This is a genomic window from Aequorivita sp. IT1183 (genome assembly GCF_058068265.1).
Window position 1 is genome coordinate 134,188 of the sequence record NZ_JBYRHS010000004.1, and the last position, 17,015, is coordinate 151,202.

15 protein-coding genes are annotated in these 17,015 nt (G+C 36.2%); 5 read left to right on the top strand and 10 right to left on the bottom strand.

Going from position 1 to position 17,015, the window contains the following annotated elements; genetic code table 11:
• Position 1: 1 nt before the first annotated feature.
• On the bottom strand, positions 2 to 1,081 hold the full coding sequence (locus tag AC3RVF_RS08995; protein ID WP_489693226.1) for an HpaII family restriction endonuclease: 1,080 nt from the start codon (positions 1,079 to 1,081) through the stop codon (positions 2 to 4).
• Positions 1,078 to 2,343: a DNA cytosine methyltransferase gene (locus AC3RVF_RS09000; protein ID WP_489693227.1), complete on the bottom strand. Its 1,266-nt coding sequence runs from the start codon at positions 2,341 to 2,343 to the stop codon at positions 1,078 to 1,080. The genes AC3RVF_RS08995 and AC3RVF_RS09000 overlap by 4 nt, the downstream gene beginning before the upstream one ends.
• 290 nt (positions 2,344 to 2,633) lie before the next feature.
• Here AC3RVF_RS09000 and AC3RVF_RS09005 point away from each other — a divergent pair, with 290 nt between their 5' ends.
• Both AC3RVF_RS09005 and AC3RVF_RS09010 read left to right on the top strand, forming a co-directional pair.
• Positions 2,634 to 4,199 carry a helix-turn-helix domain-containing protein gene (locus AC3RVF_RS09005; protein ID WP_489693228.1) on the top strand — a complete coding sequence of 522 codons (1,566 nt, stop codon included), beginning with the start codon at positions 2,634 to 2,636 and terminating at the stop codon, positions 4,197 to 4,199.
• A 143-nt stretch (positions 4,200 to 4,342) separates the two neighbouring features.
• Positions 4,343 to 5,731, top strand: coding sequence for a T9SS type A sorting domain-containing protein (locus AC3RVF_RS09010; protein WP_489693229.1), 1,389 nt, complete (start codon positions 4,343 to 4,345; stop codon positions 5,729 to 5,731).
• Between the two features lie 237 nt (positions 5,732 to 5,968).
• On the opposite strand, the gene AC3RVF_RS09015 is transcribed toward AC3RVF_RS09010, so the two are convergent.
• From AC3RVF_RS09015 to AC3RVF_RS09025, 3 genes are all read right to left on the bottom strand, one after another.
• Positions 5,969 to 6,202, bottom strand: coding sequence for a Kazal-type serine protease inhibitor domain-containing protein (locus AC3RVF_RS09015; protein ID WP_489693230.1), 234 nt, complete (start codon positions 6,200 to 6,202; stop codon positions 5,969 to 5,971).
• A gap of 146 nt (positions 6,203 to 6,348) precedes the next feature.
• Positions 6,349 to 7,296 carry a DUF4382 domain-containing protein gene (locus AC3RVF_RS09020; protein WP_489693231.1) on the bottom strand — a complete coding sequence of 316 codons (948 nt, stop codon included), beginning with the start codon at positions 7,294 to 7,296 and terminating at the stop codon, positions 6,349 to 6,351.
• Positions 7,297 to 7,611: 315 nt separating this feature from the next.
• Positions 7,612 to 8,082: an SRPBCC family protein gene (locus tag AC3RVF_RS09025; protein ID WP_489693232.1), complete on the bottom strand. Its 471-nt coding sequence runs from the start codon at positions 8,080 to 8,082 to the stop codon at positions 7,612 to 7,614.
• A 165-nt stretch (positions 8,083 to 8,247) separates the two neighbouring features.
• Here AC3RVF_RS09025 and AC3RVF_RS09030 point away from each other — a divergent pair, with 165 nt between their 5' ends.
• From AC3RVF_RS09030 to AC3RVF_RS09040, 3 genes are all read left to right on the top strand, one after another.
• Complete coding sequence (locus tag AC3RVF_RS09030; RefSeq protein WP_489691318.1) at positions 8,248 to 8,760, top strand: inorganic diphosphatase; 513 nt, start codon at positions 8,248 to 8,250, stop codon at positions 8,758 to 8,760.
• A gap of 184 nt (positions 8,761 to 8,944) precedes the next feature.
• Complete coding sequence (locus AC3RVF_RS09035; RefSeq protein ID WP_489691319.1) at positions 8,945 to 11,449, top strand: sodium-translocating pyrophosphatase; 2,505 nt, start codon at positions 8,945 to 8,947, stop codon at positions 11,447 to 11,449.
• Between the two features lie 279 nt (positions 11,450 to 11,728).
• Complete coding sequence (locus tag AC3RVF_RS09040) at positions 11,729 to 12,745, top strand: App1 family protein phosphatidate phosphatase (protein ID WP_489691320.1); 1,017 nt, start codon at positions 11,729 to 11,731, stop codon at positions 12,743 to 12,745.
• Here AC3RVF_RS09040 and ppk1 read toward each other — a convergent pair.
• The 5 genes from ppk1 to AC3RVF_RS09065 form a co-directional block, all read right to left on the bottom strand.
• On the bottom strand, positions 12,742 to 14,778 hold the full coding sequence (gene ppk1, locus AC3RVF_RS09045; RefSeq protein WP_489693233.1) for a polyphosphate kinase 1: 2,037 nt from the start codon (positions 14,776 to 14,778) through the stop codon (positions 12,742 to 12,744). The two genes, AC3RVF_RS09040 and ppk1, sit on opposite strands and share 4 nt — an antisense overlap.
• Positions 14,779 to 14,848: 70 nt before the next feature.
• Positions 14,849 to 15,166 carry a helix-turn-helix domain-containing protein gene (locus tag AC3RVF_RS09050; RefSeq protein ID WP_489691322.1) on the bottom strand — a complete coding sequence of 106 codons (318 nt, stop codon included), beginning with the start codon at positions 15,164 to 15,166 and terminating at the stop codon, positions 14,849 to 14,851.
• Positions 15,167 to 15,214: 48 nt separating this feature from the next.
• Entirely contained in the window at positions 15,215 to 15,340 is a 126-nt protein-coding gene (locus tag AC3RVF_RS09055; protein ID WP_489691323.1) for a type II toxin-antitoxin system HigB family toxin, read from the bottom strand.
• Positions 15,341 to 15,504: 164 nt separating this feature from the next.
• Positions 15,505 to 16,119, bottom strand: a complete 615-nt coding sequence (locus tag AC3RVF_RS09060) for a deoxynucleoside kinase (RefSeq protein ID WP_489691324.1) — start codon at positions 16,117 to 16,119, stop codon at positions 15,505 to 15,507.
• 5 nt (positions 16,120 to 16,124) lie between these two features.
• Positions 16,125 to 16,922 (bottom strand): hypothetical protein, encoded by a 798-nt coding sequence (locus tag AC3RVF_RS09065; protein WP_489693234.1) that lies wholly within the window; start codon positions 16,920 to 16,922, stop codon positions 16,125 to 16,127.
• Between the last annotated feature and the right edge of the window lie 93 nt (positions 16,923 to 17,015).

Consider the following 17,015-nt stretch of genomic DNA (forward strand, 5'->3'; position numbering starts at 1 on the left):
ATTACTTCAAAAATCTGATTTGCAAATTCAGCTTAAAAAATTGCTGATTATCTTCTTTATAAACTGTTCCAAAATCGTGTCTTGTACTGCTTGCGGTTTCAAGTTTAGTATTATTTAACAAATAATCCTCAAATTCATTACGATTATAAATATGATAGCACAATACTTCGCCATCTTCTTTAACTATTAAATAGCCACCAGTGGCGTCAAGTTGCCCTGTCCAAACTTTTGAAGGCATCATACCTAAGGCAACGTCTGTGAGAAATCGTTTAATCTTATAAAAATAAAATGGATGGTTTGTGTCCAAATTATAAGCTATGGGATTGTTTTGTGAAATTTCATTTACCAAATCTCTCATTTTAGAGTTATCAGAAGTAAAGAAGAGATAAATAATTTCAGCTAATATTTTTGATAGCGAGGAGTCTATTAGCGTTAAATTATTGCCGAAAACCGAACTTTCTGTTTTAGTAAATTTTAAAACTCCACCTAATTGCTGAATCTGTTGAATTCTATCCTTTATTTTGCTTCTACTATCGATCGAATTTACTTCTAATAATTGATTGTCAGTAATATCTAGGTTCTCAATGGCATAAATAAAGTTTGTTGTTTTACCTGCATTTAAAAGTGTTGAAGCACCACCAAGTTGTGATTTAATACTGAATCCTAATTCTGGGTTTGTGCCAGTCCTTTGGTCATGAATCACAATTCTAATGTCACTTTTAACAGAAGACTTTGCTTTTAATGAAATACACTTAAAAGAAGTAATAAACGCTTCAACTTCTGGAATAGAAAAAGTAGCTGAGCTAGATTTCTTTAGTTTTGAAAGCAATAAGACAGATTGTTCTTGAAATTGTTGGATAGGTATTTTAAATTCTTCTGTGCCTCCTTTTATCACTATTAAATTGTCTTCGTAGCCATATTCGTAAGTTCCATTGGATTCATCTCGAAGTATCTTAATAATGGGAAAGATGAGTCCTTCAATTTTATTCAAATTACTATCACCAGCAAATAGTTGTTTGTCGGACAAAACCTTAAGGAGTGTGTATATTTCACTCCATTCTCCTTTGTTTCCTGTAATCATTTCTGAAGAATTTTTTCAACAATTTTTTCGGCTGTGGCTTGAATTGCCGGAACCGCCACAGAATTACCAAACTGCTTATAAGCCTGTGCATCTGAAACTACGATATTAAATTCGTCTGGAAACCCTTGTAATCGTGCCCATTCGCGAGGTGTCATCTTTCGGACCCCTTCTCGGTTTACTTTTCCAGAAATTTTTGTAATGGGTTTAAAATTAGTCAATCTGTCATCAAGTAATAGATTTCGCTCTCTACCCATTCCGCCGCAAACTACTGCATTGGCAGTCCCATCATTCGGAATTATTTCATAACCAAATCCATTTCCTTTGCTTTCGTGGCGTGCTCGATGGTTTTTTAAAGTTTGTAAATAAGTTGTGGAAAGATAATATTTAACCGAAACCTCTTGTTCTTCTAATATATCCTCCAAAATAGCAGTCTTATCAGTTGGTTCAGGATATTGAAATTCTTCGATTCCTAAATCTTTTCTAAATCCTACAATAAAAATCCTTTCTCGATTTTGAGGCACACCGAACTCTTTGGCATTCAAAACTTGAGGCTCAGGAACAAAATAATTTAAATCTTCTCTTAAAACGTTTAAAATTGTGGCAAGAGTTTTTCCTTTATCGTGATTGCGCAAACCTTTTACATTTTCTAAAAAGATTGCTTTCGGTTGCTTTTTCTTTATTATTTCAGCGACATCAAAAAATAAGGTTCCTCTAGTATCTTCAAATCCACCACGCCTCCCAGCAATTGAAAAAGCCTGACATGGGAATCCTGCGCAAAGCACATCAAAATTATCGGGAACAAAACTCTTGGTTTTGGCATTTGTAATATCTCCAAAAGGGATTTCTCCAAAGTTAGCTTTATATGTTTGTTTGGAATATTTATCCCATTCACTGGTAAAAACACATTTGCCTCCAAGATTTTGTAGTGCTAAACGAAAACCACCAATTCCTGCGAAGAGGTCTATAAATTTAAAAGTTGGATTTTCGGGTGCTGGAAAGGGAACTAAACTTTTATAATCAAAAATTAGATATTGAAGTGCTTCTTCGGCTACTTTATTAGTTACCGTTTTAAAAGGATATTCTTTTTCTAAAATTTCTTTAACATATGTTAGAGCATCCTCTTTATAGAATTTCGAAATACCATTTTTATGGTTGTGAAGGTAGTGGGTAAAAGAGGCTTTTTTATAATCATCTTGTTCAACTAATTTTATTTTAAATAGTTGACCGCCAATGTTTTCTATATTTATTGTTTCTTTTAACATATACCCTTAGTTCGACCGCACAAGTTATAAAAGATATCATTGTAATCCTTAACTCCTTCAATTTTTTGTTCACATCTTTAATAATCTATAGTGCCGAGGATTCTCAAAAAATACTTTTCAGTGAACTCAATATTACTCGTGTTTTAAAGGAAATTTAGTTCTCCCGACAATTCCAAACACCCTAAAAAGTAATCCCAACCCCCAGCACAGCTATTGCTAAAGGTTTTAATCTAAGCTAGCCCGAGTATTATTACCTTTGCAAAAAAACGCTTTCGGCCTAAATCTCATCGATGTCCTGTTATAAAAAATATATTCTTCTAGCAACAGCGTTATTGTCTATTGAACTTGCTGTTTCTCAAGTGGTGCCGCAAGAAAAATTAGACAGTTTGGAAGTGGTGCTTAATTCATTAGATAGGAAAGATACCACCCGCATTGTGGAGTTGGGAAATTATATCTTAGACAAAACTTCTTCAAACCAACAGCGATATAAAATATTCCAAAAGCTATCAGAATCCTATTTCCGCACAAACAATATAGATAAATCTATAGCCTATTTATTTAAGGCAAAGGAAGTAGCAGAAAAAGTGGGTGATCCTGTGCTGCTAGCCCAAGCTTACGGTTCTATCGCAAATCAATATTCCTATTTAAATTTAAACGAAAAAGCACATCTCTATTTAAATCAAGCCATCACACAGATTGATAAAATGCCCGAGGGCGTTAACAAACATAGGCTAAAGGCACTCAGCTTTATTGAATTGGGAAATCTGGATTTCAACGATGCTGATTTTGGAGAGGCAAATAAAAATTATAGGAAATCCTTGGAAGAATTCAACCAAATAAAAAATTTGGATGAAAGCAGTATCTATCATTATAGGCGGTCACTTTATAATATTGGAAATTCATATTACTATTTAAAAGAATCTGATTCTGCGGAAATTTATTTAATGCGCGCCTTGGAAGTAAAAGACCCCCAGAGCCCAAATTTAAAGTATTACATATATTCCACGCTCTCTGAAGTTTATACTTTTAGAGGAAACAATATGCGCGCCATTGATACGCTGCAAGCTATAATAAACGACTCCAATTTCGATATTCCCAGCCTGAAATCAGAGCTTTACCTCAATCTTTCCAAAAATTACAGAGCCATAGGAGATGATTCCAATTATGCGCTTTACAACGAAAAACATTTGGCCTTGCTGAAAGAACAAAGAGGCGAGGATATGAAAGCCATTAGCACTGCCTTTGATGTAGAACAGAAAGGTTTTATGTCATCGATATCGCAATCAAGACAACGCAATAAATGGCTTGTAATATCCATTATAATTATTGTTATTTTAAGTGTGGGCAGTATTGTTTACCTTAATAGAAAGAAGAAAAAAGAACGGACAATCTATAAATCCATTATTGATAGATTAGAAAGTGAAGTGGGTTCCTTACCAGAAACAGTTGTTTTCAATGATAAAGAAACGGAATCTGCTCATACTATTCCCTCTTCAGTAGAAAGAGACATCTTGGATAAGCTAATAAAATTTGAAAAATCGGAGAAATTTAGAAACCCCAAGCTTACTATTTCAACTTTGGCTGTTCAATTGAAAACAAATCCAACCTATCTTTCTACCATCATAAAAACGCATTTCGATAAAAACTTCAACACCTATATCAACGAACTTAGAATAGGATATATCTGCGAAAAGATTCACCTTCATCCCGAATATTTAAACTACAAAATAAGCTATCTAGCTGCAGATTGTGGTTTCGCTTCCCATAGCACATTCTCTACTATATTTAAAAGTGTAACAGGAATTTCGCCTTCTGTTTTCTTAAGAGAAGAGGAAAAAAACCATTCCCATAAATAAAAGATAAAGAAACATAACTTATTGACTGCAAGTATTTTGAAGAGTGTTTTAGGCTTTTAAAATACGGTATTTCGAAAGAGAAGGGAACATTTTGCTTTTATATTTTGGCTACTTTCACTTTTTTAATTTTAAAACTTCAATAAATGCAAAAACTATTAATTACTACCTTATTATTATTTGTCATACTAGGTTCTTCCTATGGGCAATCCTGTTCCTACGGAACACTTTCTGAGGCAACAGCGAATGGAGAAAACATAAGCACAGGTGGTGCTTTTGAATATGCCGGAGCAGTTGATTTTGATGTTCCCTTTGGAATTGATTTTACCACCAATCAAGTAACAGTTAATTTATTAAAAGGCCCAGCAGATTTGTTATATGTGAACGCCGCCTTTTTAACCGAAGTTGAAGGTCTTCCGGGAGATGTAATTGAGTCATATAATAACTTCATTCCCTCTTCACAAGAACTAGTGTATATTACAGGTATTCAAGACTTAGATGTATATCAAATTACAATAGACCTACCCTTGGCTCTTACATTTGAAAAAGGAAAGTATTTTCTAAGAATGGCTGCAGCTCCGGGCGATGCGAATGGAGCTTGGTGGGAAATAACCAGCGAAACTCAAACTTATGGCGTTTTTGACTACATCAAATTCGAAAATGAAGATTGGGGAGGCACGGGTTATTATAACAAAGTATTTCAAGTTATAGGTACTTGTGAAGATTCTGGCGAGGTGCTACCAACTTTAGGAGATGCCTGTGGGCAAGAAAATCTAGCTAACAACCATGAAACAGGAGTGCCTTTTATTGGTAATGGTCTAACGCAGTCGGTAGCAGACGATTTTATTGTTCCAGAAAATACCGTGTTTTATCTAGCACAGTTTAACTTCGATGCCCTTCTATTGGGAGGTGGAATGCACAATGCGACTATCAACATATGTAGCACTGTTAATAATATGCCTGGAGAAATACTTTACTCATTCTTAAATAAAGGCCCCGAATTCGAGGAATTTGGAGGATATTGGCCTATGGCTGGCTCTCCTTTTGACGTAGTAGCGGTAAAAACGGGATTTACTTTTGATGACCCAATTGAATTGGAAGCGGGTACTTATTTTATAGAAGTAATCCCTACCCCAAACGCTTCTGAGTTAATAATCTGGGAAGCAACTTCACAACCAGGAATTGGAAGTTTTTCCTACAGTTCGGCAGATGGTGGTAATTCTTGGACCATAAATAATGGTTATAACCAAGTATTTACGGTGAACGGTTTTTGCGCTGAACGCCTTGGTGTTAACGATTCACAAATAGTGGCTAATTTTAATTATTATCCAAACCCCGTTACCGATGTTTTGAATATTTCCTCAAAAACAAATTTCAAACAAATAGCCCTTTATAATTTAGTTGGACAGAAAGTAGCAGATTTTAACGCTGCTTCACGCACCATTAATATGGAGTCCTTAACTGCCGGAATTTACATATTAAAGGCAGAATTTGAAAATGGACAAGTCGAAACTTCAAAGATTATAAAACAGTAAGCATTGTTTCATATTGAATTTAATAAGGCCTGTAGTTTTTTCTGCAGGCCTTTTTTTGTCAAAACCCAATGAAGAATAATCTCTTTTTAAAGCATAACAAATTGCTGAAAAATAAACGACCCCAAATTAAGGAATAAAGGTTACAACTAGGACGTAGGACGGTAATACATAGGACGTATGAGTAAAGAATCCATTCAGAATAGTCCTACGTCTTAAGTCCTACCGTCTTATGTCCCTTTAATCAGCACATTCTCCCTCAGCCCAAGAAGTAAGTCCAGCGCGATCTGCAGCGCAAGGGTTGGAGTAAGTTTTGCCATCGCAACCGCAAACAGGGTTGTATTCCATGGTGCAGGGGCCATCGCTAATTTTGGTTTTATCTATGCAGGCCAAAGTTTTTCCTGCGCCGCAAGACGATAATGATAGCGTAGCGATAAATAGGAGGGATGCGATAAAAGAAAATCTTGTTTTCATAATTTGAAGTTATATGTAAGCTAAAATACTTCAAATATGTATTCACTTTAGTGAACAGTGTAAAAAAAGTCAAGTTAATTCAGAACTTTATAAAATAAAAAAACCTCCCCAAAAGGGAGGTTTTTATGTTAGTTAGTTAACGCTTACTATAATTCAATTATGGCAAGCAACAATACTTGAAGAGATACTTCAGTATTAGCTGAAACTATCACATTCATTAGGTCTAAACCTAAGTTGCCTTCTGCTTCAATCATACCAGTAAACTCAAATACACCGTCGTTGTTAGTGTCTTCATAAGATGCAAAGTGAACTTCGTATGCGCCTTCATTTAGAAAGTAAAGACCAAATTGATTGTTTCCGCCACTAGCAACACTACTTGTTACTGCATTAGAAAAACGAACCCCGGCAGCGTTTTCATCTTGCTCACTAGCGCTAAAGCTACCTTGCGTATATGCGTAAGCAACGGTTTTAATTTCGCTGTTACCAGTGTTATTTGCAGCTGTTCCGGTAATTGTACCAACGTCTAGCTTGTTTACAACACGAATGCTGCTTTCAAGTTGGGTTTGTGCAGCAAATTTGTAACCTGTACTTCCTGAAGCTGCAACAATAGATTTACGCAAATCGAAATCTATTACAACTTGGTTAGAAGTGCTAGCAGTAATGTCGAAACTACTGTTCACTTTAATAGTGTTGTTTTCAGCAGTTAATTCAACTTTCTCGTTGCTTGCAGTTAGCACGTAATTAGCTGGGGAATTACCAGATGCATCACTTTCATCGTCTAATACTAAAGTTACCTGATTGTAAGTGTTGGCAGCCAAATCGATATCACCCAATAATTGAGTTTCACCGTTTTGAAGTGCTTTTAAGTCAACTGTAGTTTTAGTGAAACCATTAACGCTAACGCCGTTAAGCTTTACGTCTGCAATGGTTACAAAAACACCTTGAACCTCTGCGTTATCTATAGGGCCATCGGTAATATATACCTTGGTATTATAGGTTTCTTGGTTGGTGTCTCCATCGTCTTCACTACAAGATGCGAATCCTACTATTACTAATAGAGCGAGCATCGATTTTAAAATTACGTTTGTTTTCATAGTTTGTTTTAAATTTTGTTGCTATTAATTTAGGTTTGTAAGCACGTGGCAAGGCCGTTACCACACTGCAATATTAGCGCACGATTGTTGTTTTTATTGCAGCTGTTAACGCTTCTTAACTTTTTTTGGGAAATCTAAAACGAGTGGATTTTTTTTAAATTTATTTGAAGAACGACTTCTGTAAATTTGTTGATGTACAAGGAGTTGCCTTAAAGCGAAAAATTAATCTTGAAGCGAAATTTGTAGTCTAAATCCTTCAAAAAATAACGAAACATTAACAGAAGTAGCAGCTGGCTTTTTAACAAATATAGGCTGTTATTTGTTGAGATAATCGAATAATGAGATGCTAAGAATATGCTCCCAACCCTCCTGAAAATTGCTTTTAACGAAGTCTTTTTCTTCTTTTGGGAAAGATTCTATACCGCTGTGTGTGAGTTTTAAACGTGTTTTGGAACCTTCAGGGTACAGTTCAAAAGTCACAAAACTATTACCTGAATACCCATCGTATTGCCAAGAATGGGAGAGTTTCTGCAATGGGATTACTTGGGTTACTTCGCATTTATGCAGATATTGTTTATCTTCTGTGCCGCCCATAAATTGAAATTTAAAACCAAGCTCAGGCTTAAATTCTGCTAGCTCAAAATACCATTGTGTCATTTCGTCGGCGTTGGTTATTGCATTCCAAACTTCAGAAATACTGGCATCATAAATTTGCTCTACACTTATTGGCTTTGGCTCCATGATGGTTTTTTTATTTCCTATAAAAATATTTAATTCTAGTATCAATCTGCTGTTTTTGATGATAATATTATGGGTTTGGCTATTATTCTTTTCATCTTTTAAATTTTAAAGCACGCCAATCTTAACAGTTGAAAAACCAAAGTGGTGCTTTCTATTTACAAAGAAAGCAGTACTTTTGCACCCTCAAAATAATAGTTTACAGAAAAGATCATGAACAAGACATTCGACGTACTAATCGAAATCCCAAAAGGGAGCCGTAATAAATACGAATACGATTTTAAATTAAAGAAAATCCGCTTTGACCGTATGCTTTTCAGCAGTATGATGTATCCAGCAGATTACGGGTTTATACCAGAAACATTAGCATTAGATGGCGATCCGTTAGACGTATTGGTTCTAGGTGGCGAACCTACTTTCCCAATGTGTGTAATGGAAGTGAAGCCAATTGGCGTATTCCACATGGCAGATGAAAAAGGACCAGATGAAAAAGTAATCTGTGTACCAATTTCAGATCCTATCTGGAGTAGCCTAAACGATTTAAGCGATATGAACCCGCACTTAGTTAGAGAAATTGAGCATTTCTTCCAAGTTTACAAAGATTTGGAAAAGAAAAAAGTTGACGTTGGTGGATGGGGAGACGCAAATGAAGCGGTGGAAATCTACAACCAATGTGTAAAACGCTACAAAGAAACACCTGAAGTTCAGGGACATTTTAGTATTTAATTAAAAGGCGTAAGACTATAGGACATAGGACGTAAGACTAATGTGGAATTCCTGTATTAGTCCTATGTCTTAAGTCTTACCGTCCTACGTCATTTTCAATAGTCATTTTACTGTTTCGTATCCCAAACCATTTCCCTATTTTAGCAATCGAAAATTTGACAACCAACCTTAATTAATAAATTTTATGGAATCAATGATGATTTATGCGCCAATTGTGATGGCGATATTAGGCCTAATCTTTATGGCTTTTAAACGCTCGTGGGTATTAAAACAAAACCCAGGCGATGGTAAAATGAAAGAAATAAGCGACCACATTTATGAAGGCGCTTTAGCTTTTTTAAATGCTGAATACAGGTTACTTGCTGTTTTTGTTGTAATCGTGAGTGTTGCTTTGGCAATTGTATCATACGTTGTAGATACCACACATATACTAATAGTAGTTGCATTTATATTCGGTGCTATATTTTCTGCGCTTGCAGGTAATATGGGTATGAAAATAGCAACCAAAACAAACGTTCGTACTACACAAGCTGCAAAAACAAGTCTGCCAGATGCTTTAAAAGTATCTTTTGGTGGTGGTACAGTAATGGGTCTTGGTGTTGCAGGTCTTGCAGTATTAGGGTTAACAGCATTCTTTATCTTTTTCTTTCACTTCTTTATGGGTGGTGTTTGGACAAATACGACAGATATGACCATTGTTCTTGAAACATTAGCAGGATTCTCTCTTGGAGCAGAGTCTATTGCATTGTTCGCAAGAGTAGGTGGTGGTATTTACACAAAAGCTGCCGATGTTGGTGCAGATTTAGTAGGTAAAGTTGAAGCTGGAATTCCAGAAGATGATCCTCGTAACCCTGCAACTATTGCAGATAACGTAGGTGATAACGTAGGTGATGTTGCTGGTATGGGTGCCGATTTATTTGGTAGTTATGTAGCAACAGTATTAGCAGCAATGGTTTTAGGTAACTACGTTATAAAAGATATGGGCGGCGCAATTGCCGATGGTTTTGGCGGAATAGGCCCAATTTTATTGCCAATGGCAATAGCTGGTGTAGGTATCGTTATATCTATTATTGGTACCATGTTGGTGAAAATTAAAAGCAACGACGCAAAGGAAGCTCAGGTAATGGGCGCCTTAAATATTGGAAACTGGGTTTCTATAGTTCTTGTGGCAGTTTCTTGTTTTGCTCTTGTAAAATGGATGCTTCCAGAAACAATGAATATGAGTTTCTTCGGCGAAGGTCTTCAAGAAATTTCTTCAATGAGAGTATTTTATGCCACTTTAGTTGGTTTGGTTGTGGGTGCCGGAATTTCATCGGTAACCGAATACTACACTGGTTTGGGTAAAAAACCAATTCTTAAAATAGTACAACAATCATCAACAGGTGCTGGAACTAATATTATTGCAGGTTTAGCAACAGGGATGATTTCTACATTCCCTTCAGTATTGCTTTTCGCAGGTGCTATATGGGCATCGTATGCATTCGCAGGCTTTTATGGTGTTGCGCTTGCAGCTTCTGCAATGATGGCAACAACTGCTATGCAACTTGCAATTGACGCTTTCGGACCTATTAGCGATAACGCTGGTGGTATTGCCGAAATGAGCGAGCAAGAACCAATCGTTCGTGAACGTACTGATATTTTAGACTCTGTTGGTAATACAACTGCTGCTACTGGTAAAGGTTTTGCTATCGCTTCAGCTGCATTAACTTCATTGGCACTTTTTGCTGCTTATGTAACCTTTACAGGAATTGATGGTATAAACATCTTTAAAGCGCCTGTTTTAGCAATGCTTTTTGTAGGTGGTATGATTCCGGTTGTATTCTCTGCATTAGCGATGAATGCCGTTGGTAAAGCTGCAATGCAAATGGTGAATGAAGTAAGAAGACAGTTCCGCGAGATTCCAGGAATTATGGAAGGTACGGGCAAACCAGAATACGATAAATGTGTAGCTATTTCAACGAAGGCTTCTTTAAGAGAAATGATGTTGCCAGGTATTTTAACTATTGGGTTTCCATTAGTTATTGCTTTCGTTCCTATGATTTTTGGAATGAACAATATGGCAATTGCTGAAATGTTGGGTGGTTATATGGCTGGTGTTACCGTAAGTGGTGTGCTTTGGGCTATTTTCCAAAACAACGCTGGTGGTGCTTGGGATAACGCTAAAAAATCTTTTGAAGCTGGTGTAATGATCGATGGCGAAATGACCTATAAAGGAAGCGAAGCTCACAAAGCTGCTGTAACTGGCGATACTGTTGGTGATCCTTTTAAAGATACTTCAGGTCCTTCTATGAACATTTTAATTAAACTTACTTGTTTAATTGGTTTAGTAATCGCTCCAATTCTTGGAAATCACGATGGCGCTGTTATGGCTGCAGAAACTTCTTCTGAAGAAGTTTACTTTATTGATGCCGAAGGAAACAAAACGATTTTAACCGAAAAGCAAATTCAATATATTGAAACTGGAAGTACGATAGTTGAAGGTGAAAACCTAAAAGACAAAACCGAAACTGTAGTTGAAATGTTGAAAAACGATAACAACGACCAGGTTACTGCAAATGTGACTATCACAAAAACGGTAAACGGTGTTGAAACCAAAGAAAACAGAACTTTTACTGGTACTGAAGAAGAAGTTCGTGCGCAATTAAAAGATGTGGACGGAATGAAAATTAAAATAAAAGATAAGGAATAAAGGGGAAACCCTAAATTCATTGATTTACTCAGACCCCAAAGGTTGAAACTTGTCCGCTGAAGCTTTTTCAGCGTAAGTGGAAAACCTTTGGGGTCTTGTCTTTAATCGGCTTATTAAAAACTATTTTCTTTATTCGGAACTCCGCGTCCTTTGCGCCTTTGCGGTGTACTTTTACTGGGAATGAAGGTGGATTCAAACTTGCAAACATCCAATGGTCGTGCCTTACGTCATAAGTCTTTCTTCTTTTTTCGATTTCAATTTTCACTATCTTAGCTTGCTATGAATTTTTTCAAAAAAGATCCCATCCAGATTATTACATTTTGCAGTTATGGCACCTCAAACCATTTGTATGTAAAAGGTCGAGCACTGGAAGATGAAAATATAGATCTATCAAAAAAAGGATTTTTCAATCTTCTTTGGATTACGTACAAACGCTTCAAAACCGATTTGGTAAAAAATACTGCGCTTGTTTTAACTCTTCCCGACGGCAGAACTGTTGAAACCATTACAAGTGAACAAGGCTACTTTTTGATTGATTTAATGATTGAAAATCTGCTTTCGCTTACGGATGCCGAAGGTTGGCTTCATTATACTATTTCTTTTACTGAAGAGATTTCAGGGCGAAAAATTCAACAGGATAATATTTTTAAAGGCGAAATATTAATTCCTTCCGAAGAAGCCACATTTGGAATTATCAGTGATATTGACGACACAATTATGCACACTGGGCTTACCTCTTGGTTTAAATGGCGAGTGGTGAAAAACACTTTTTTCAAAAGAGCTGAAAAACGTATTCCGCTAGAAGGCGCTGCACATTTTTATAAAGCACTGCACCTCGGGAAATCTGGCTACGAAAGTAATCCTGTATTTTACGTGAGCCATAGTCCGTGGAATCTTTATAGCTATTTGGAAGTATTTCTTCAAAAGAATAATTTTCCGAAAGGCCCTATTCTGCTTCGTGATTTTGTAAATCCGTTTGCGAGAAAGTACATCCCAATAGCAATCGGGTCTGAAAAGCCACAGAAGCAGAAAGAAATTATCAATATTCTGAAAACATACCCACAACTGCCATTCATTTTAATTGGCGATAGCGGCGAGCACGACCCAGATATTTATACCGAAATTGCTGAAGCACATCCCGAACGCATACTCACAATCTACCTGCGAAATGTAAATCACAAACGAAAAATGCTACGCGTAAAAGGTCTCTTTAAAGATTACGAAACCGTGCCTGTATTATTAGTGGAAGATAGCAAAGCTGCAATCGCTCACGCCCAAGATAAGGGCTTTATTTAATGTGGATTTTTAAAATACTCATAAGTAGCCAGCTGCGACTGCACTTCTTTTTCTGAGTTTTTCACATATTCATTCTTCTGTTCGGCGTCGATAATACGCGCTTTTACATTATCTTCTAATTCAATGTTTAATAGCTCTCGAATGGTTCTTTTGTGGTCTTGGTCCATTATAGGCGTAACCACTTCTATACGGTGCGTTAAATTGCGCGTCATCCAATCTGCGGAACCAATGTAAACCTGTTCGTCACCATCATTTCCAAAAATATAAACGCGGCCGTGTTCCAAAAACCTATCTACAATACTTGTAATGTAAATATTTTCACTTTGGCCTTTTATTCCTGGCACCAAAGAACACATACCTCTAATTAATAAACGAACCTCAACCCCAGCATTGCTTGCTTTGTAGAGTTCTTTTATCATTCCTTCATCCTGCAGGCTGTTCATTTTTAAAATAATCAAGCCCTTTTTACCAGCAATTGCGAGTGCTATTTCTTGTTCTACCAAAGCCGTAAATCGTTCGCGTGTGGTAAAGGGTGAAACTAAAAGATGTTTTGCTTTTGGAATAATCATATCGCGCTCCAAAACCATAAAAACTTTCCTTAAATCTTTGGTTATTTTTTTATTAGCGGTCATTAACCCAAAATCTGTGTATAGTTTCGCCGTGTTCTCGTTGAAGTTACCTGTAGCAATGTATGCGTAACGTTTTATTTTGTCTTCATCTTCTCTTTCAATATATAGAATTTTGGAGTGTACTTTAATATCCGGATAACTGTAAATAACGCGCGCCCCATTCTTTCTGAAAATAGCACCCCATTTTAAATTATTATGCTCGTCAAAACGTGCTTTTACTTCAATAAAAATAGTTACATCTTTTCCGTTTTTTGCAGCTAAGGCGATGGCATCGTTTAAATCTGAATCGTCTGCGGCACGGTAAATAGTCATCTTTATCGTTGTAACCAGCGGATCAGTTGCCGCCTCTTGCATCAATTTAATTACAGGTCTAAAACTTTGATATGGATAATGCAGTAGTTGATCTTTTTTGTCAATTACTTCAAAAATTGAATCGCAGTCTGCCAAAATAGGGTGGGGAAGCGGAGGCAGTTTTTTATAATTTAATTGCTTTGTCGTTGGATTCGGGAACTGCATAAAATCTTTGAAATTATGGTAACGTCCGCCCAAAACTACATCGGTATGATTTACGTCTAACGCCTTCTTTAATATTTCGCGGAAAGCCTGCGGCATTTCCGGGTCTATTAAAGCTCTTGTTGCTTGGCCAGTATCGCGATCTGGAAGAGCAGCTTTAATTTTTTCCATCAAATTGCCAGAAAATTCATCTTCGATATACAATTCTGCATCGCGAGAAATTTTAAGTGAATGAAATTCACTAATTCCTTTTTCAGAATACTCCTTTTGCAGATTGTATTTCAGAATATCGTCTATAAAAGTGATGTGAAAATCCTTGTTATTTACAGATGGAAATACAAAGAATCTGGGTTCTGTGTCTGGTATTTCAACTATTAAAATTTCATCTTTGGTAGTTTGCGCCGCCAAATAAAGCCTTTCGTTTTTTACAAAAACAGTATCTGCCTCCGTACACGGTTTGCAACTAACTTCAGTAATTTGCCTCAAGCTTTCTTTATAATAGTTGGCTGCAATTTCTTTCTGTTCTTCTGAAAAATCTTCGTGACGAATTAGATGAATTCCTTCCGAAGCTAACTGCGGAATTATTTCTTCCTTAAAAATTCTACCGAACTCATTTTGTTGCACATCAACTTGTGCTTTAATTTCTTTTAAAACCTTATTAGGTTTGGTAATTAGCTTTTTCCGAAGAGGTTTTTCAAGGTTTTTTATCTGCCGTATATCCGAAACGCGAACCCGAAAAAACTCATCGAGATTGGATGAAAAGATTGCTAAAAATTTTATGCGCTCATAAAGTTGATTGCGTTTATCTCCTGCTTCTTGAAGCACACGATGGTTAAAGCGTAGCCAAGAAAGGTCGCGGTGATAAAATTTATTGTTGTAGAGTGAAGCCATAGTAGATACGGCAAATTAATTGTTTTAAAGCTAAGATTCTCTAAGGGAAACGTTAAGTTTTTAATGACAATTATCCGTTGAGAATTAAGCCAGCATCAATGTTTAGTTTATTGTGAAGATTTTTAGCCAATTCGATCGTGAGGCTGCGTTTACCGCTCAATATTTCACTTATGCGAGATGGTGTTGTTCCTAAAATTTCGGCTAAATCTTTTTGCTTTAGCTTTCTTTGGTACATTCTTAATTCAATCATTTCCTTTAAAGATTCGGGTTCAAAAGGAAAATTAGTTTCTTCGTAAGTGGCAATTTCATCTGAAATTGTATCAAGAATTTTTCCCTCTTGCTCAGATAATTGGCCTATTTCGGTCAATTTTTTAAGTAGAACTTCCATTTCTACATTTTTTGTTTTGTATTCTTTTTGAGTCAACATAATTCAGAATTAAATATTCTTTGCATCTATTTTATCATATTCGGCGTGAGTGCCTAAAAAGCGAATGTATATTTTCTTCGAAACAAATATTACAATACAGATTAAACGAAAATTGTTATCTTTAATATTGAACACATAGCGAGGTAATTTACAAAATTAGAAATAAATTCCATTAAATAGAATTATATTCCCTAAAATTGATTTTAAGGTATTTAGAATGTATAAAAAACCCCGTCAAAAATATTGACGGGGTTTTTATAAAAGGTACGGTCGAAGAGTTTTCAGTATTATTTTAGAATCTAAAATAAACCGTGCAATTCTGCATCAATTTTATTGATAACCTCACCCAAATGTTCGGGATCGTCCACAAAGTTTATGTTATCCACATCAAAAATAATTAGGTTGCCTTTGTCGTAATTATGAATCCACGCTTCGTAACGCTCGTTCAAACGACTTAGGTACTCTATGCTGATAGAATTTTCGTAATCACGACCGCGTTTGTGAATTTGGTCTACCAAATTTGGTATACTGCTCCGCAAGTAGATAAGCAAATCTGGACCTTCGGTAACGCTTTCCATAAGTTCAAAAAGCGAACGATAGTTTTCAAAATCGCGATTGGTCATTAAACCCATAGCGTGCAAGTTGGGCGCAAAAATGTAGGCATCTTCATAGATAGTTCTATCTTGAATTACCGACTTACCTTTTTCACGAATATCGAGAATTTGACGAAAACGACTGTTCAAAAAGTAAATTTGCAGGTTAAAAGACCAACGCTCCATCTGATTGTAAAAATCGTCTAAATAAGGATTGTCTTCCACATCTTCATAATGGGCTTGCCATTTGTAATGTTTTGCCAATAAACGGGTAAGGGTGGTTTTTCCGGAACCTATATTTCCTGCAATCGCAACATGCATAATTGTTATTTCTTTGGAATGGTTAGTTTAAAAGTGTGCAAATTTTCGCCGTCATAAATATACAGGAAATCATTGCTAAGCTGCAAGTCTTTAATTGTTATTTCAGACAATTTCAACTTTACCGTTTCGTGCTCAATTTCGTTGTTGCGCCTTACGAAATCGGGGATGTAGTATAATGCATTTTCCTTCAATGCTATTAGATTTTCATTCTGCTGAATTATCTTTTCGTAACCTTCTGAAGCTGCTTCATTAAGTATACTTCCGTAGCTATTATAGGCGCGAAGTTTCTTTTCGGTTAAAGTGAAACAATAATTAAAATTGCTTGCCTGTGATAGTAATTTCCCCGGAAAAGGTTGCGAAACCACTGTCTGCAATTTAGCGCCGTAGTTATAAAGTTCCAGCTGCTGGGTATCTACATTAAAAAGCCAGAGACTGTTATTGCCTGCGTTGGTAGCAGTGCTAACATTCAAAAATTGCGGTAGATTGTTGAAGTTTATGCGTTCAATTTCGTTGAACTTATTGTCTAGCATTAAAACTGTATTTGTGTCCTGAAAAAACACTACCACTTTCAACGGATTTATAATATCTACCGAAGTAATTCGCCCCAATTGCAAATCGTTAAATAGAAAATTGCCGTCGGGTCCTTGCTTGTTAATTACTCTATCTTTTATAAAGTAGGCGTTTTTGTAATTGTCCATACCTAGAAATCTATCAGCAACAAGCGGAACCTTACTAACGGGAACGAGACTTTGGGCAAGGCCAACTTGAGAGATAAGAAGAAAAAGAAGGAAAAGCTGTTTCATAAGGCTTGCAAGTTACGAAATGAAGGTTTTATTTGAACGAAAAATACTGTAACAGATTATACGCTGTGCCGTCTAAATGGTAGTCTGCAGTTT

Excerpts from the sequence above, each read along its gene's own strand:
- AC3RVF_RS08995 (WP_489693226.1), bottom strand. The coding sequence starts at position 1,081 with ATGATTACAGGAAACAAAGGAGAATGGAGTGAAATATACACACTCCTT.
- AC3RVF_RS09000 (WP_489693227.1), bottom strand. The coding sequence starts at position 2,343 with ATGTTAAAAGAAACAATAAATATAGAAAACATTGGCGGTCAACTATTT.
- AC3RVF_RS09005 (WP_489693228.1), top strand. The coding sequence starts at position 2,634 with ATGTCCTGTTATAAAAAATATATTCTTCTAGCAACAGCGTTATTGTCT.
- AC3RVF_RS09010 (WP_489693229.1), top strand. The coding sequence starts at position 4,343 with ATGCAAAAACTATTAATTACTACCTTATTATTATTTGTCATACTAGGT.
- AC3RVF_RS09015 (WP_489693230.1), bottom strand. The coding sequence starts at position 6,202 with ATGAAAACAAGATTTTCTTTTATCGCATCCCTCCTATTTATCGCTACG.
- AC3RVF_RS09020 (WP_489693231.1), bottom strand. The coding sequence starts at position 7,296 with ATGAAAACAAACGTAATTTTAAAATCGATGCTCGCTCTATTAGTAATA.
- AC3RVF_RS09030 (WP_489691318.1), top strand. The coding sequence starts at position 8,248 with ATGAACAAGACATTCGACGTACTAATCGAAATCCCAAAAGGGAGCCGT.
- AC3RVF_RS09035 (WP_489691319.1), top strand. The coding sequence starts at position 8,945 with ATGGAATCAATGATGATTTATGCGCCAATTGTGATGGCGATATTAGGC.
- AC3RVF_RS09040 (WP_489691320.1), top strand. The coding sequence starts at position 11,729 with ATGAATTTTTTCAAAAAAGATCCCATCCAGATTATTACATTTTGCAGT.
- ppk1 (WP_489693233.1), bottom strand. The coding sequence starts at position 14,778 with ATGGCTTCACTCTACAACAATAAATTTTATCACCGCGACCTTTCTTGG.
- AC3RVF_RS09050 (WP_489691322.1), bottom strand. The coding sequence starts at position 15,166 with ATGGAAGTTCTACTTAAAAAATTGACCGAAATAGGCCAATTATCTGAG.
- AC3RVF_RS09060 (WP_489691324.1), bottom strand. The coding sequence starts at position 16,119 with ATGCATGTTGCGATTGCAGGAAATATAGGTTCCGGAAAAACCACCCTT.
- AC3RVF_RS09065 (WP_489693234.1), bottom strand. The coding sequence starts at position 16,922 with ATGAAACAGCTTTTCCTTCTTTTTCTTCTTATCTCTCAAGTTGGCCTT.